General features: G+C 48.6%; 14 protein-coding genes and 1 pseudogene. 1 reads left to right on the forward strand and 14 read right to left on the reverse strand.

Annotated features, from left to right (window positions below; genetic code table 11):
* Nucleotides 1-3: 3 nt before the first annotated feature.
* The 14 genes from D479_RS03235 to D479_RS03300 form a co-directional block, all read right to left on the reverse strand.
* On the reverse strand, nt 4-2,205 hold the full coding sequence (locus D479_RS03235; protein WP_152413305.1) for a transglutaminaseTgpA domain-containing protein: 2,202 nt from the start codon (nt 2,203-2,205) through the stop codon (nt 4-6).
* A complete protein-coding gene (locus tag D479_RS03240; RefSeq protein WP_008633582.1) occupies nt 2,202-3,467 on the reverse strand; it encodes a DUF58 domain-containing protein in 1,266 nt (421 codons plus the stop codon). The genes D479_RS03235 and D479_RS03240 overlap by 4 nt, the downstream gene beginning before the upstream one ends.
* Nucleotides 3,464-4,429 (reverse strand): MoxR family ATPase, encoded by a 966-nt coding sequence (locus D479_RS03245; protein WP_008633584.1) that lies wholly within the window; start codon nt 4,427-4,429, stop codon nt 3,464-3,466. The genes D479_RS03240 and D479_RS03245 overlap by 4 nt, the downstream gene beginning before the upstream one ends.
* A gap of 316 nt (nt 4,430-4,745) precedes the next feature.
* Nucleotides 4,746-5,486: a glycosyltransferase family protein gene (locus D479_RS03250; RefSeq protein ID WP_008633587.1), complete on the reverse strand. Its 741-nt coding sequence runs from the start codon at nt 5,484-5,486 to the stop codon at nt 4,746-4,748.
* Between the two features lie 13 nt (nt 5,487-5,499).
* Nucleotides 5,500-6,549 (reverse strand): pseudaminic acid synthase, encoded by a 1,050-nt coding sequence (gene pseI, locus D479_RS03255; protein WP_008633590.1) that lies wholly within the window; start codon nt 6,547-6,549, stop codon nt 5,500-5,502.
* Nucleotides 6,540-7,058, reverse strand: coding sequence for a UDP-4-amino-4,6-dideoxy-N-acetyl-beta-L-altrosamine N-acetyltransferase (gene pseH / locus D479_RS03260; RefSeq protein ID WP_008633591.1), 519 nt, complete (start codon nt 7,056-7,058; stop codon nt 6,540-6,542). Before pseH ends, pseI begins: the two co-directional genes overlap by 10 nt.
* Nucleotides 7,051-8,097, reverse strand: coding sequence for a UDP-2,4-diacetamido-2,4,6-trideoxy-beta-L-altropyranose hydrolase (gene pseG / locus D479_RS03265; RefSeq protein ID WP_008633592.1), 1,047 nt, complete (start codon nt 8,095-8,097; stop codon nt 7,051-7,053). The genes pseH and pseG overlap by 8 nt, the downstream gene beginning before the upstream one ends.
* Complete coding sequence (gene pseC / locus D479_RS03270) at nt 8,094-9,251, reverse strand: UDP-4-amino-4,6-dideoxy-N-acetyl-beta-L-altrosamine transaminase (protein ID WP_152413306.1); 1,158 nt, start codon at nt 9,249-9,251, stop codon at nt 8,094-8,096. The genes pseG and pseC overlap by 4 nt, the downstream gene beginning before the upstream one ends.
* A gap of 59 nt (nt 9,252-9,310) precedes the next feature.
* Nucleotides 9,311-10,255, reverse strand: coding sequence for an SDR family NAD(P)-dependent oxidoreductase (locus tag D479_RS03275; protein WP_008633594.1), 945 nt, complete (start codon nt 10,253-10,255; stop codon nt 9,311-9,313).
* 72 nt (nt 10,256-10,327) lie between these two features.
* Nucleotides 10,328-11,803 (reverse strand): spore coat polysaccharide biosynthesis protein, encoded by a 1,476-nt coding sequence (locus D479_RS03280; protein ID WP_008633595.1) that lies wholly within the window; start codon nt 11,801-11,803, stop codon nt 10,328-10,330.
* Between the two features lie 22 nt (nt 11,804-11,825).
* Nucleotides 11,826-12,830 carry a UDP-N-acetylglucosamine 4,6-dehydratase family protein gene (locus tag D479_RS03285; RefSeq protein WP_008633596.1) on the reverse strand — a complete coding sequence of 335 codons (1,005 nt, stop codon included), beginning with the start codon at nt 12,828-12,830 and terminating at the stop codon, nt 11,826-11,828.
* A 179-nt stretch (nt 12,831-13,009) separates the two neighbouring features.
* Nucleotides 13,010-13,669, reverse strand: coding sequence for a surface carbohydrate biosynthesis protein (locus D479_RS21160; RefSeq protein WP_039870652.1), 660 nt, complete (start codon nt 13,667-13,669; stop codon nt 13,010-13,012).
* Complete coding sequence (locus D479_RS21165) at nt 13,666-14,247, reverse strand: surface carbohydrate biosynthesis protein (protein WP_039870655.1); 582 nt, start codon at nt 14,245-14,247, stop codon at nt 13,666-13,668. Before D479_RS21165 ends, D479_RS21160 begins: the two co-directional genes overlap by 4 nt.
* Before the next feature lie 87 nt (nt 14,248-14,334).
* Nucleotides 14,335-15,318, reverse strand: coding sequence for a ring-cleaving dioxygenase (locus D479_RS03300; RefSeq protein WP_008633597.1), 984 nt, complete (start codon nt 15,316-15,318; stop codon nt 14,335-14,337).
* A 235-nt stretch (nt 15,319-15,553) separates the two neighbouring features.
* Here D479_RS03300 and D479_RS03305 point away from each other — a divergent pair.
* Nucleotides 15,554-16,949, forward strand: a pseudogene (locus D479_RS03305) (L-cystine transporter).
* Nucleotides 16,950-17,267 lie beyond the last annotated feature (318 nt).

The following is a 17,267-nucleotide window of genomic DNA, read 5'->3' on the forward strand; positions in this document are numbered from 1 at the left end:
TAATCAAGACAATGTCCTTTTAATTAAATTTTCCCATAATTCAGTGACTTCCGGCCAGCGCTTCATAGAGTCTCCTCCTCCATAGAGGAGACGTTCATAATGATTCGTCAGTCGGCGCATCTCGTTCGACTGATAACGCCGGTCCACCTCTTCCGCGTATTCCCGGAGGGTTTGATCCTGTTTGCGCTTCAGACCCTTATGGTGCAGCGCTTTTAACAGAAACGCATAGGCCTTCTCAAACGTATCTTCCTTATTCGTCTGACGAAGCCTGCGGATATAGAAAAAGGCAAGCAAACGATATCTCATCAAGAAAACGAGGACAGCGGCCAGAATCACAAGGACAAACAGTATGATCCAACCCCACATTCCGTTCTGCTCGGAAGATGTACCTTCCAGCGCAGCAGAATCCGAGCTGTTCTCTTCCTCTTCCATCTCCTGAGGATTGCCGGCTCCTTCTTCAGGAGTCGTCTCCTGCTCACGAGCATCGCTTTCTTCCGTCTCCGTATCCTGCTCGATATCTGTATAAAAATCGGCGTTATTGGAAAACCCTTGCGTCGGTTCGAATGGAACCCACCCAATTTCAGGGAAATAAACCTCCACCCAGGAGTGGGCATTGGCACTTGTCACTTCATAAACGTTCTGGACTTCGTTTTCTGCGAAAGGATTCTCCTCCGCACCGAGACGCTCCCCACCAGTGAACCCTTTCACCCAACGGGCAGGAATCCCTTCCGACCTCAGCAGCACCACCATCGAAGTGGAGTAGTTATCACAATACCCTACTTGTGATTCAAACAGGAATTGATCGACATAGTCCTGATTATCTCTCGGAACGGCAACATCCGTCGTCGAATATTCGAACCCGTTTGCTGCAAAGTAGGACTCTACCGCTTTGGCACGATCATACCTGTTGTCTTCCCCTTCGACAATTTGGGAGGCAAGATTCCTGACTCTGTTCGGAAGATTATCCGGAAGCTGCAGGTAATGGTCCTGAATCTCTTCCGGATCTTCCCCGTCTGCTTCCCGCAGCTGGTTGTATTCAAAGGAAGGATAGTCATAATTCAGCACATACGTATTCATCTTCGCTTCCGACCCGTTGTAAATCGTATCCATTTCCCCGGTATTTTCATGGACTGCAAGGTTATATTGCTCCGGATACTCTACAAGTCCGGTAATTCCGTATGGATAGACGAGCTTACGGAAAGGAGCATCCTCCGTCATTTGCACGAGAGCACTCTGTTCTTCGGATTCCACGGCGTTCGTGAACGTTTCAAAAGGAATCGAGGATGGGTTTACCGTGTCAACAGGCTCAGCGAGTGTATCTTCCCAGCCTTTTCCTGTGTAAGTATCCTTCGATTCGATTCGCCAATAACGATCTCCGTCCACCGTAGCACGGAACATCGGTGTATCATCCTGGACGAAGGAACCACCAAGCGAGCTGTCATCTTCCCCGTACCCTACTTTCCGGACCGTTCCACTGCCACCCTCACCGCCTGTCGCACTCTGCAGGTATGGAAGTGGATCGGGCCACTGAGGGGAAAGTTTCGGAGCTGCGTATCCTATTGCGGAAGACAGGAGGATAATTCCAATCAGGGGAAGGATCCAGACATTCGCACGCCTGAAATCCTTGAAAGGAATCTCTTCCCTGTCCATCTCTCTGGAGAAACTCGAGACACCGAGTGCCGCCATTCCAAGAATGAAGGTTCGTATGATAGCCCAATCAGCTTCATACGTTGTAAACGTATCGGTTACGGTTATAAACACTAAGGTAAGAACAACGAAAAAGAACATACGTCTTGCAATAACGAACCAGTAATACAATAAGTAACTCATTAACCACAGAAGAATAAGGAACAACAAGCTGCGAAACAGCGGCGTCATCTGCCACCATTCCTGGGAAAGCATCATCTCAAAATTGAAAACGGTTTGATCATAGAGGACCGAAAACCACTCCGGCGAGAAAATTCGTTCCGCTATATACATCCCGTCGAGAATAAAGGCAAGTCCCAATCCTTTCAGCGGGACTGAAATCCACCAAGGCACCTGCAGAAAAGAGAGGAAGAAGCAGAATCCCGCATAGAGGAAGAAGATCCTCGTATCATTCGTTTCCGAAATTTCTTCCAACGGCCGCAACCACTCACAAAACAGTAAAAAACCAATTACATATAAAGCCAGCCGATAGTAGAACGTCTGCCGGTCCTGCATCATGTACTCACCTCAAATCCAGGCTTCACAAGCTGCTCTTCCGTCAGCAGTTCCACCGTCACACCTTCTCTTTTCAACTGCTTTAACGTCTGGTGCTCCTGAAGTCCGATTCGATTGTATGGATGTACGTAGTAAAAGAGGAGGCGCTTGCTCTTCTTAGCCAGTTTGACAAGAGCTACCTGCAGATCTTTATCCAGATGATGGCTGATAATCATCATCATAATTCCAGCGGGCACCTGTTTCTGTCCCCGCTCCAGTTGTTCAGCAAAAGAAGCACTCTCTATCGGACGGACTTTCGCCAAATGTGCCTGTATCTGGCTGTGATGGGAATGGTCCTGGTGAAACGGAAAGTACTTCCTCTCTCCCCCGAGAGTCATAAAAGCGAGGGGAGCGGCTTTTTTGTGGAAGGTATTCAACAGAGATGCTGTAAACTCTACAGCTCCTTCAAAGCTCAACTCGTTCATTCCTTCTTCCCGGACCGTATTCAGAATGAGCACCATGTCGACGCTCTTCTCCTGTTCAAATTCTTTTGTCATCATTTCATTTTTTCTGGCTGTCGTCTTCCAATCGACCCAGGCAAATCTGTCTCCGGGCATGTATTCCCTTACTCCTGTTACCATGTTCGTATGCTTCTCATTCAATTTGAAAGAGGGACTTGCTCCTTGTTCAAAGCTGTACACGCGCTCCTTCATTTTGACCGGACGAATAAAAGGAAAGACCAAAAGAGCGCTCGCTTCCCTGTACACGTGTTCTTTTGTGACGAAACCAAAGAAGTCCCCGGTTTTAATCCGGACGGCTTTCCATTGATGCTCGCCCCGGGGAAGCTTGTCCAATTCATATCGATAGCTGATTTTCCTTCTAAACCAGGGAAAAACGACACGCTTTACCTTTCTGTCTTCCAGAAGTGCCTCGTCCCGCTCCAAATCTTTGAACTTATCAAGATGCTGATCCATTCGTTTCAAAGATTCCGGCAGGTATTCCTCGATGACGCAGTAATAGATCGGATAAGCAAACCGACGCGTCATCGTCACTTCTACTTCCACCGTTTCTCCTCCCATCGCCGTTCGTTTGGACAGGCGGCGGTCGATCTTCCAGTTGTTAATCGGATAAAGCAGGACGCCCAGCATATAAAGAAGAAAAGGAAGAAAGGCATAGAAGAGAAACCAGCTGACAAAGCCGCCTTGAAACATTGCATAGGAAAACAGGACACCAAAGAGCAGGAGGATGATCGCGAGTTTTACAGTGAAGGACACCGTTTGTCTCATTCACCTACGTTCCTGTTCACTGGAATGGATGTAGCCGTCAACAGCTGATCAATGATCGACTCGGCGCTCGCTCCTTCGAATTGTGCTTCGGAAGTAAGGATCATCCGATGGGAAAGGACATACGGAGCCAGGTACTGTATATCGTCCGGAATGACATAATCCCGGTCATGGATGAACGCATAGGCCTTCGCCGCCCGCATAAGGGCGATCGAACCACGCGGACTTACCCCGAGATACACCCCTTCATGGCTTCTCGTCCCTGTCACCAAATCTACGATATATCGGTTGACTGTCCGATCGACATAAACACGGTCGACATCTTCCTGAAGCATAACGAGCTCCTCGCGGTTGAGTACAGAAGTAATCTCCTCGATCGGATGTCCTTCCGATGTCCTTGCCAGCATTTCCATCTCCTGTTTGGCAGATGGATACCCCATTTTCATCTTGAGCAGGAAGCGGTCAAGCTGTGCTTCCGGCAGCGGATAGGTCCCTTCATATTCGATCGGGTTCTGTGTTGCCATGACAAAAAACGGATCGCTGAGCGGCACCGTATTGCCATCCACCGTAATACTCGTTTCTTCCATACCTTCCAATAAGGCAGACTGTGTCTTCGGGGATGTCCGGTTGATTTCATCTGCCAGGACGATATTACCGAGAATCGGACCAGGACGGAATTCGAACTCTAATGTTTTCGGATTATAAATGGATACACCCGTCACATCGCTCGGCAGAAGATCCGGAGTGAACTGGATCCTTTTGAACTGGCAGTCGAGCGACTTCGCCAACGTCTTTACAAGCATCGTTTTCCCTACACCGGGAACGTCCTCCAGAAGCACATGGCCTCTGGCAAGCAGAGCTACAACACTCAACAGTGCCGCCTCTTCTTTCCCAATCATGACCCGTCTCATATTTTTAAGTACTTCCGATATTTTCGGTTGATACAGAAATGTCTGCTGCGTCATTCGGTGTACCCCTTTCAAACGAACTATTTTTCTGAATTATCACGCTTATCTTTAACTATACTATATTGGTTCTTAATGGACAAAAGATGCGAACATCTGGATATAATCGACAAAAAGGTCGCCCCAGCCGTCCTATGCTTCATTGGTAAAATTTATTAAATCTATTAACATTATTTACCCAATATGGTATCTTTGATTCAAGCCATCGCAAATAGAAATAAAAAAGTACGCCGCAGAAATAAGAGACGAAGGTTATAGACATATAAATAAGGTGGCAAAACAGCCCCGGCCAAAATGGCCGGGGCTGTCTGTATAGTCAGGACGATCCTGGGTCCTTCTGCTCGATATGACGGTTGATATCCTCCCAATCCGGGTGATCAGCGATGACTTTAAGGACATCTTCCATTGAAAACCCCGGGTTGCTTGGGTAAAGGTGTTCGATAATTCTTTTCACAAGCTCGAAATCTTCGCTTGTATCCACCGTCCACCGATGAGAACTGGCATTCCGCTTATATGTCACGTGGAAACTCGAGTATCGTTCAGAATGGCGGATGATGAACGGCGTGACATGTTCCCGTTCCGCCGGCTGCACCGCTTCCTTGTATGCTTCCTCCAGCGCTTGGAAAGAGAACACACTTGTATCCATCCCCCGCGGATAAGTCCGCACCTCCGTGTTCGAACCATACTGAAACGCAGGTGCACGGTGGACGTAAGCAGCGACGACATCGTCTATCACGTTGGGGTCGATCAGCGGGCAGTCCGCTGTCAGCCTGACGACAGCGTCTGCATCGAAAGCCGCTGCCGTTTCATAGTATCTCTCCAGCACATCATCCTCCGACCCTCTGTAACAAGCCACTCCTACAGATCGGCACAGCTCGACAATCGGGTCATCCCTGACATGCTCGGTCGTAGCGATGACCAGTTGATCGATCAGCTTCGAACGCTGCATCCGCTCGATTTGATAGACAAGCATTGGTTTTCCCAGAATCGTCTTTAATACTTTACCGGGCAGACGAGTCGATCCCATCCGCGCCTGCACGATGGCGACGACTTTCACGTGACTCCTCCCTTCATCCAATCCACTTCCAGGACATCGGGGTCCCTTTTACCAGATCGGCATTGATTTTCTTCCCGAGCAGCACTTCCATATATTTCACCGGCATGCCGAATCCTGGGCGGATAGCCCGGAGATTCGACTCTGTCAACACATCACCGGCTTTCATATCTTCTGTAATATAGAGAGAGCGCCGGTATTTGCCCGACCCTTTTTCGCTGTCTGTCGGTCCGTAACGAACAGATCCGAGCGCTTCCCATGCCCGTTCCGTTTCCGTGACGAGTGCTTTCATCTCCTCCGGTTCCAGGGAGAATTGAGAATCCACGCCTCCGTCCTTACGATTTAAGGTGAAATGCTTTTCGATGACGGACGCACCTAAAGCGACACTTGCAACCGCCGCCCCTGTACCGAGGGTGTGGTCCGATAGACCGACTTGACAACGGAACACTTCTTTCATATTAGGTATGGTTCGGATATTGGAATTCTCCGGAGTTGCCGGGTAGCTGCTGGTGCACTTCAGAAGCACTAAATCCCGACAGCCGGCTCCCCGCGCAGCAGCCGTCATTTCTGCTATTTCGGCGACTGTCGCAAGCCCCGTCGATATGATGACCGGTTTCCCTGTGGCAGCGACCTTCTCGATCAATGGCAGATCCGTATTTTCAAAGGATGCAATCTTATACATAGGGACATGAAGCGATTCGAGGAAATCGACCGATGAGGCGTCGAACGGGGTACTGAACCCAATGATACCTCGTTCTCTGCAGCGCTCGAATATCTTTTTATGCCACTCCCACGGTGTATAAGCTTCCTTATAAAGATCATACAGGCGCTTGCCCTTCCACAAACTGTCCTGCTGGTTAATTTCAAAGTCTGCCCCTTTATGATCCAGCGTCATCGTATCTGCCGTGTATGTCTGGATTTTCAATGCATCAGCACCGCTGTCCGCCGCGCGATCAACGATTTCAAGGGCACGCGTCAGCGATTGATTGTGGTTCCCGGACATTTCCGCGATGATGAACGGCCGATGGGCTTCACCGATATACCGATCGCCCACTTTCATCTCCATTCCTTCCCCTCCCAATCTTCCTTGAATAGTGCCAGAAGTATCACGTCAAGAAACACTCCCCCTCTGTTCCAATGGCTGCAAAGTCTTCCTTCCTGCACGAAACCAAGCTTCTCATGATAACGAACGCTGCCTGTATTCGAAGACAAAACCTCTGCACATACTTTTTGGACGGGTTCCTGCTTAAAAATGTAATCAAGGGCAAGCTTCCCCATCTCTGTCCCTGCTCCTTTAGGCGCGGCCGGGTCTCCGATATAGAAACCCCAAAGACACCGCTTATGCACACGATCGATATCGGAAAATCGAACAAAGCCAAGCGGACGTTTGCCGGAGACGAAGATCTTCGCATGAGCCTGGGTATTTTTCTGCTCTTTCTTCATCCATTCGAGATGACTATCCCACTCAATGGGTTGATTGTTATACATATGTCGGCGGATTTCCTCTCTGTTCCGCCACGTCCAGATCTGCCTCCAGTCCTTCTCTTCCACATCTCTAAGCGTGTACTCAGTCATCAGGAGACCTTCCTGTCAAAAAGTCTGCAACGGCATGCGGTCGATGCTTCTCCATTAAAGCCCCCGCCGCTCTTGACAGATTGACGAGAAGGGACGGATCGTTCTTCAACAGGGCAAGCTGTTCATAGATTTGATCGGTCGTCACCTGCTCACTCCTCCCTAAGTATAAAACCGCTCCCCTCTCTTTAAGGGCCGATAGTACACCCGTCTGATTATCAGCAGCTTCGATGACAACAGTCGGGAGTTTCATATAACACCGCTCCCACACAGAACTCCCACCTGCACCGAAAGCTACATCTGCCTGCTGCATCAGCCGAGCCATCCGTTTCGTCTGGACGTGCAGGGACATTTTCTCCTGTTGGCAGAATTTGCGGAGCTCCTGTTTATAAGGATAAGCGCCTCCTACTACGACATCGACTTTCGGTGTTTCCGCAAGCCGCTTCAACGCCTGCACAACTTTCCAAGTATCGTTATTCGGATCACTGCCACCGAAGGAAACAAGCACTCGATCAAGACGTCCCAAGCGTTCTTTACGCTTCTTGTCATAATGATAGAATTCTTCACGAAGCAAGGCATACGCAGGACCGAAAAGGCAGGTGGCGCCTTGTGGAAGGAGATTGGCATACCCCGCTTCCCCAGCCTTGTGCAAATTCTGATCGAGCAGCACACCACACCTATGAGGCCTGTCAGCCAAATCATCGATGACCATCACCCCGCCGACACGGGCAGACAAGACTTCCTCCCACCGGGCATCCAGCAGATAATGATCGACAACGAGCCAATCCACCGTTCCTATATTATCCAAAACCTGCACGCATCTAGCCGCGTCCTCCTCCCAGGACACCGGGTCTGCACCTGTGATCATATGAACATCCATACCGGCTTCCATCAGCCAATCCACAAGGTCCCCGGGACGTTTTCTGCACATAAAAAAAACATCCACCCCCTGCTTCTTCAACTGTTCGGCGAGCGTGGCACAACGCATCACATGCCCGGTCCCCAAGGAACGGGACGCATCAGCCCGGAAACCGATCCTCATGGTTTCCCTGCTTTCGCGCTGAAGTGACCGGCGACTTTTCGGACGGCTGTAATAACATCCTTCACGTCCGCCTCTGACATTCCAGGAAATAGAGGCAGTGTGAGAATGTGTTCGTACAGTTCCTCCGCAACAGGGCACTGGTTCGGCCCATATCCAAGTCGTTGGTAATGAGGTTGAAGATGGACAGGCATGTAGTGGACATTCACTCCGATATTTTCCGCCCGCAGGGATTCGAACACTTCCGTCCTCAACGGAGCAAGCTTCCCACTTAAACGAAGAACATATAAATGCCAGCTTGATTTCGTATCTTTCAGCTGGCATGGGATTTCGACTCCTTCCAAGTTGCGGAAAGCCTCGTCATATTTCGCCGCATACGCCCTTCGCAAAGTAAGGAAGCGTTCCAATTTATTCAGCTGACTGCTTCCTAAAGCTGCCTGGATATCCGTCATGCGGTAGTGATAGCCGAGGAACTGCATTTCATATTCCCAGGACTTCCGATTTTGTTCGAGCTGATGTGTGTCACGAGTGATGCCATGGGTCCGGAACAGCTTCAATTTCTCATAGAAAACCGGGTTATCCGTCGTGATCACACCACCTTCTCCCGTCGTAATATGTTTGACAGGATGGAAGCTGAACATCGTCATATCGCTGAACGAACCGACTTTCTTCCCTTCGTATTCCGCTCCGAGGGCATGGGCACCATCCTCGATGATCACCAGCCCGTTCTCGTCGGCGATTCTTCGAAGCTCTTTATAGTCTGCCGGCTGTCCCGTAAAGTCGACAGGTATGATGGCTTTCGTTTTCTCCGTCACCAGCTTTTCCACGGATACCGGATCGATATTGTAATGAATCGGATCGACGTCCGCAAATACAGGTGTCCCACCGCTGTAAAGGACACAGTTGGCACTTGCGACAAAAGTGATCGGCGTCGTGATCACCTCCGCCCCCTCTGTCACACCGGCAGCGAAGCATGCGGCGTGCAGGGCAGCCGTTCCGCTTGAGAAAGTAACGGCATACGAAGAGCCGACATATTCCGAGAGTTCCTTTTCGAAGCGCTCGATGGTCGGCCCAGTCGTTAAATAATCACTTTTCAAGACGTTCACGACAGCGCCGATATCGTCATCATCAATAAACTGCCTGCCGTAGGCAAGCATCGAATCACGGACAGGCTTCCCCCCTACTATCGCTAACTTTCCCAATGGACCGTTCCCCTTTAAATGAGTTTAGTCGTCTTGATCCACTCTTCCGTCCGACGGATGCCTTCCTCTAATGTAACGGCAGGCTCCCAATCCAGAAGTCTCTTCGCCTTCCTGTAATCACAGAGAAGTTTCGGAATCTCGCTTTGTGGATGGATATGCTCGATATGTTCAATACGCGATTCATCTTCTACGATCAATGCGGCCAGATCATTAACGGAAATGTCCCTTCCTAAACCGGCATTGACGATTTCGCCGTCCACTTCACTCTGGTACCCCGCCTCCACGACGAAACCGGCACAGTCTTCTACATACAATAAATCGCGTGTCTGACGTCCATCTCCATAAATTTGCAGCGGCAGACCATGGAGTTTGTTCTTAATGAAGATGGCCACTACGCCGCCTTCTCCTCCCGTCTTCTGAAAAGGCCCATACGTGTTGAACGGCCGCACGACTGTCACAGGGAGATCGTAAGCGTAATAATACGACAACACCATATTTTCCGCTGCAATTTTAGCGCCTGCGTACGGGGATGCCGGCTTGATCGGATCGCTTTCAGCAATCCCTTTGTCGTCCACAGCCCTGTCATAAACCATACAGGTACTCATGAATACCATTTTCACGTTACGTTTACGGCATTCTTCAAGCAGATAGAATGTACCGATAGTATCGTTATGGAACGTCGTCACCGGATCATCGATGCTATCCTGGACATTGATGCTTGCAGCCAGATGATAACAAAGGTCGATCCCCGGATAAAACAAGGCTTGCACGGTTGCTTCGTCTTTGATATCGCCATGGATGAACGCTCGAAAGTTCTTATGGGACAATAATTCTTCCATATTCTCAATACGTCCATTTGATAAATCATCCAGCACCCATACTTGGTGCCCGTCTTCCAGCAGTTTTCGGACGACCCATCTGCCGATGAAACCGGCGCCGCCTGTCACAAGAATGTTCAAAATGCACACCCCTCCCTTATATTGTCCATACATATTTCTAAGAAAAGGGCTTTATTCATAGAAAGAAGCATCTTAATTAGTCATATGATGAATGAGACCAGCCAGCCGCTTGCCGGCAGGGTGTTTTTGATTATAAGAACGGTCAAGAAACGCTTTCTCTTTGTTACGAACATATACTTTCATATCGTTCGTATGAAAGTAGGACGTGACGAGATCCGCCAGCCGCACCGGGTTGCTTTGGACTAATTTCCCAAGAATCGTATAGTATCCCGAATAGCCGGGGAACGGTTCATTCAGAATGAATACCGGTTTCTTTGCAAGCATCGCTTCCAATCCGACCGTCGAGGAGTAGGACACAACAGCATCGGATAAATGAAGGAGGTCATAAAGTTGAAGACCTTGCGCGGAGAATATATAGGGGTTGGATTTGACGAGACGCTGGGACTTGGAACTCGGATAGTCCTTCACGATGATATTCACTTTACTCTTCCCGTGCAGACGATCGAGGAACTTCCGCCAGCTTTTCACCTGGGAACCGCCGCGTACGATAACAAGTACCGTCTTCTTCTTCGGATCCAGCCCCAGCTGACGGACCAGCTTCGCTTTGGAGCTTTTTGCCGGCTTATGAATCAAATCGAAGCGAGGATGACCGATAATGGCAACGCCCTTCGGTTTCACCCCTTTCGATATATACCAATCCACTTCGAATCTGCCGTAAACAGCATCCACATCTGCAATTTTCGGAAGGTATCCGAATTCACCGGAAACGATGCCGTGCTGCATACAAATGGTCGGCACTCCATGTTTGGCAGCGACCATAACGAACGTTCTGCTTTCCGGATAGTGCGTAGAAGGAACGACGATGGCGGATACAGATAAAGAGCGGAACAGCTGAGTCGCTTCTTCCACACGTAAAATGATTTTACTGATTTGAATCCAAAGTACTTTTCTAAAATTGGCATCTTGATATATTGGATGGTTTGGAAATTTCTTCAGCAATTTCGTCGCATGCAGTTTCGCCTGACTGATCGCAGATGTCCGGGGATGCTTCTGGTACGCATCGAAATATTGAACCGGTGGCGAAGCACTCTTCACCGTCTTCGAAGGTGCTTTCTTCTTCATCCGCGCACCTTTTTTCATGGCGCTCTTCTGTTTCAACTTCTCTTCTTTTAATTTGCTTGCCTTCTCTTTTACTATAAGCGTTCGATGCTTTTGGAAATATTTCGTGTACGTTTCATTCGGAATTCTCATCAAGTTGTACACGTCATGAAAGATGATCTTGCCATTCGGTTTCTTATTCACAGGTACTTGATGACTCGCTTTAAAGTGGTTGAAAACTGCCTGCACCTGCGTAGAGTCTGTCACTCTATTACGCAGCACTTTCCTGAATGTTGCTTTCTCAAGAGCCGCCAGCACTTTAGCATTCTTGCCGATGAGACTCCGGAAGTGACAAAGATGGGCAATGGTGTACCCTTTATATTGAAGACTTTGAAAATCTTCCAAAAAATCTAGATAAGCAGACCAATAATTGCTTTCAAATATATTCATACGAACCTCCTCTCTTTCCTGTTTACAGTAATCCCTCTTCTTTTAATAAGCGATATAATTCCTCTATGGTAATGGGAGGAAGACCGGAGGAGCTGTACGTACCCGGCTTCGCCTTCCTGGCGCTGCGATATGCTTGTTCTTTCTTGATCGGGTGCGGGATGACATACATCCCCGGGAGCTCCCATGCCGTCACCGACTCTTCCTCTGTCATCAGCTCTTCATACATTTTCTCGCCCGGACGAAGTCCGATTTCCTCAATTTGAATGTCTGTAGTCTTCCATTGATACTTCCGACACATTTCCTTAATAACGAGCGTGTAGAGATCTTCCAGGGCAATGATCGGCATCTTGAGCACAAACACTTCGCCGCCCTTCGCTTCCTTCAACGCCTGTATCGTCAAATTTGTCGCTTGATCGAGCGTCATCATAAACCGGGTCATCCGCCGATCCGTCACCGTAATTTTCTTCTTATCGACTACTTGTTTCTTAAACAGCGGAATGACGGATCCTCTGGAACCCATGACATTCCCGAAGCGTACACTGGCAAAAACCGTACGGCTGCTCCCTTTGCTGTATTCCGCCGATGTGATCAGACGTTCTGCGGTCAGCTTGGTCGCCCCATACGTATTCGTCGGGGAAATCGCCTTATCTGTACTTGTAAATACGACTTTCTCTACATCCTTTGCCAGTGCTGCCTTAATGACATTATGAGTCCCTTCCACATTCGTAAGCACCGCTTCATATGGATTGTATTCACAGGCAGGAACATGCTTCATCGCTGCCAGGTGAAACACATAATCGACATCATGCATAGCGGTATGAACTCGGTCATAATTTCTTACATCCCCGATAAGAAACCGGAGATTCTGCCTTGGACCCAGTTCATTATGCAGCTCATGCTGTTTATGTTCATCACGGCTGAATACCCGGATGACAGCAGGAGACTCCTGCAGCAACTGCCGCACGATACTGGAACCAATTGTTCCGGTACCTCCAATGATTAAAATCTTCTTTCCTTTAAAAAACATTCCATCCCTTCTTCCTTCCATCAAATCAAACTAGTGAATCATTCGGGAAATAAGGCATACTTTTATATCTCTTGACTACTATATATATTCCAAAGGAAGGACTCGGTGAAAATAATAGATTGCAGCCTACCAAAGAATTAGAAAAAGCGCTCAACCCTTGAGGTTCAACGCTTTCAACTTCAGGATGGTGACAGAAGAAAGAGGCGGTCGGCAAGCATCTGTGTCTTTACAGAAAACGGATCACCTTCCTGAAAACTGATTTTGTAAAGAAACGCATCCAGCTCACGCTTCGTCAATGAAGGAAAAACATGCCGTATTTTCTCTCGGTTATCCGGCACGAAGCGAAGACGGCGTATATTAGGCACTGCAGCCTTGGGAGGAGATATACGCTTTATGATATCGAGCACATACGGCCAGGATACATCCCCTTTCGTCAGCCCGTAATACCGGGAAAAGATTCGTTCTGCTTCTTTCGAAGGAGGTGGTTTCTCATCCAGACACTTCTGCAGCTCGTTGATCGTTGCTGCACGCGTACTGATATCATTCGGGAAGTCAACATCGAATGGGGAAGAAAAAGGAACATATGCCAGCACCAATTTGTCGAGCAGGAAAGCCTCTATTCCCGTCGTACATCCATTATGAATAACAGCCTCCGCCCCGAGCAGCCAATGAATCACATTACCATCACTGATGACTCGCACGTTAGGGAGATGGTTGAAAAGCCGCTCATATGTCGTGCTGTTCTCTCCAGGGTGAGGTCGGACAATAACCGTTCGGTCGCTGCATTCTTTGCTCATCTGCCTGACCAAGGAAACAAAGGCATGAAATAAGTCCTTCATATAGCAGTCTCCGCCGAGAGATCTCCTTCTTTGATTCCTTTATTTCCGTTATATAAGGGGAATCTAGTGTTTATTAATAGATAGTTTCCGTGTGTCTTCTTCAGCAGATCAGCCTCTTCCTGATAAATACCCCGATATCCCGGACTAAGAAGATCGAAGCGGGGATTGCCCGTGATGGTGCAGGGAACAGGAAGATTCGGATAAGCCCGTTCAATGGTATGTTTTTGATACGGACCCCAACAGCAGATATAATCAAGGTTTTTCAACTGCCCGGCACTCATCCGCTGCCTTATATACCTGGAAGCATCAGAGAAAATCAAACCTTCTTCATCCAGTTCCATAACACCGTGACCATTGGCCTTTGCAGAGGTCAACACTTTCTTCCGGTAACCCGGAGTACATCCTTTTGCAAGAAAAACGCCCGGCGGAAGCTGCATGGACGCTTCTTCCACTTTTCTATGTTCACCGATCAGCACGGAGTACCCTTCCTTCAAGGCATGATAGCCTAATAGAAGCTTGGCGTGCAGTTCCCGGGCTTTCATTTCTACAGGCAGATACAACCAATGTGTGCGTACCACATGCCTTCCCTCCCCGACCGTTTACTCCAACCGTATGAGATTGGGAATAAAAATATCCCTGATGCGGGATGCATCAGGGATATCTTCTTATTCCTGTTCTTTTTCCAATACCTTGGTACTGCGGACCGTATCGATCGGTCGGACATAATTTTCTATTTCTTCCCGCTTCGGCTCCAGCTTCGGTGGCAGAGAAAGCTTCTCGCCAAGCGTTTCATACGGCTCGTCCCCCATGAACCCAGGACCGTCCGTCGCGAATTCAAACAGAATCTGTGGTGCAACATTAGCGTACAGCGATCCGAAGTAATGGCGGTCCACAAATCCGGAGGTGCGGAATCCGAACTTCGGCAGACGGTCGATCCATTCCTGCAGCGCCTCTCTGTCCTCGACACGAAAAGCGGCATGGTGAACCGTACCGAAGCCTTGTCTCGCCGGAGGGAGAATCGTATTGTACTCAACGATCACGGCAGCACCGTTCCCACCCTCTCCAACTTCAAACAAGTGGAACGATCCTTCTTGATCGACTTCGCGGAACAGCAGTACCTTCTCCAGCATTTCTTTGAAATAGGTAACATTATCTACCCGCACGTGCAGAGGGCCAAGGCCGCGGATGGCATATTCCAGTGGAATCGGTCCTTTCTTCCAAGGCTGCCCCGGAGCGACGCCGTTATCCTTCTCGTCGGACACAAGCTCATACGACTGATCATCGAAATCTACGAACGGGAGCACGCTGCGCCCGAATCTCTCTTTAATGCCGCTGTGTTTCACATCCAGACGATCGAATCGTTTCACCCAGTATTCCAGCGCCTCATCATCAGGCACACGGAAGGAAGTCCTCGCTATTTCATTCGTTCCATGTGTTCCTTTCGGTATGCCCGGAAAGTCAAAGAAGGTCATATCCGTTCCGGGATTCCCTTCATCGTCGGCAAAGAACAAATGATACGTCTCAATATCGTCCTGGTTCACCGTTTTCTTCACAAGACGCATACCAAGTACGTACGTGAAGAACTCATAATTCTTTTCTGCACTACTCGTGATCGCAGTTACGTGGTGAATCCCTTTTAATTCGTTCATTTCATTCCCTCCTATATCATAAAACGCACTTATTATCTCAGTTTCAAGATAAATATATTACATGTGCCCGCTCTTGTCAATCAAACGTCTTTCATACCCTGATTTACCGTAACATATCTTTTTATACAGATATGCTGAATACATGGTTGACAAGGACTGGTTCATCCTGTAAGTTTAAATCCTGACAAAGTTGATAAGGATTAAAGGTTTTAAAAAATAAAAGGAGGTCAAAAATATGGATACATTTTTTCTTCTATTGAATATTGCCATTTTATTAGGTTTTATTTTCGTACTTATCCGTATGCAGCAAAAACACGTGTCGTTCAGTAAACGCGTGTTTACAGGTTTAGGATTAGGAGTACTGCTCGGCGTGTACCTGCAGCTCGTCTTCGGAGCTGATTCCAACGTCGTTTCTCAAACATCTGATTGGTATAACATCGCAGGGCGCGGGTATGTCCGCCTCTTGATGATGATCGTCATCCCACTCGTTATGGTTTCGATCATCCAATCGATCATTAACTTGGAAAAATCTTCGGAACTCGGCAAGATTTCCTTGTGGATCATCGGGATCCTTGTAGGTACGACAGCAGTCGTCAGCACTCGTCGGTATCGGAAGCTCTCTACTCTTCGGTCTGGATGCAGGCGAAATCGAAGCCGGTCAAGCCGAACAGGATCGCGGTCTTTACTTAGAAGACACGCTAACAGAAGTTGCTGACTTGAGCACACCGCAGAAAATTTTGGAATTCCTTCCTGCGAACCCGTTCCTTGATATGACGGGAGACCGTGCAACATCTACGATTGCAGTGGTTATCTTCTCTGCTATCGTCGGGATCGCCGTCCTCGGCGTCCGTCGGAAACAGCCGGAACAGGCAGCAATCTTTATTAAAGGGATCAACGCTGTTTACGCAGTGGTCATGCGTATCGTTACCCTCGTCCTTCGTCTGACGCCGATTGGTATTCTCGGTCTTATGGCAACGACCGTTGCACAGACGGACGTCGCCGGAATATTGGAATTAGGTAAATTCGTGTTAGCTTCTTACGTTGCATTAGGTGTCATGTTTGTTATCCACCTGATCTTGATCGGAGCATTCGGATTAAATCCGATGACCTATTTGAAGAAAGTCATCCCTGTACTCGGGTTCGCCTTTACTTCCCGCTCCAGTGCCGGAACGATTCCGCTTAACATCTCTGCCCAGAAGAACAGCCTCGGTGTAGATGAAGGAGTCGCCAATATGTCTGCTTCCTTCGGTGCCACGATCGGCCAGAACGGCTGTGCAGGGATTTATCCGGCCATGCTCGCTGTCATGATCGCACCGAGCGTCGGTATCGATCCACTCAGCCCCGGATTCCTGATCCAGCTGGTACTGATTGTCGCCATCAGCTCCTTCGGTGTCGCAGGTGTCGGCGGCGGGGCAACATTTGCAGCCTTGATTGTCCTTTCTTCCATGAACCTGCCGGTCGCGCTTGCCGGACTATTGATTTCCGTGGAGCCGCTGATCGACATGGGACGTACAGCACTTAACGTCAATGGATCCATGACGTCAGGGACCCTCACTTCCCGCGTATTGAAAAAACTGAACACCGAACGGTTTAACGATAAGAACGCCGTTGAAAAAGATATTGCAGTCTAACACCAAAGAAGCACGGTCCCCTTTAAGGAACCGTGCTTCTTTTCTATTTACACAATAACACTCAAAAATAAAACCGCCGTGCATACAAGCCCTGCGGTTCTCTAGTTGTCTACAAACTTAAACGTTTAAGAATCTATATGGAATTCAATACAACCTTTTCTTCCTCAAGTGAAAACTCACCTTACCTGTAACTAAGTAAAGGAGGTCAATTTCGGTAGAGGGTGGAGGGAAATGGGCAGACTCCGACGGGATTAGCGGAACAGGTGAGACCCCGGAAGAGCAACGTGAAATGCCCCCTGAATATTGGACAATATCAGG

It is taken from the genome of Halobacillus sp. BAB-2008, from assembly GCF_000328325.1.
Lineage (GTDB): Bacteria > Bacillota > Bacilli > Bacillales > Halobacillaceae > Halobacillus.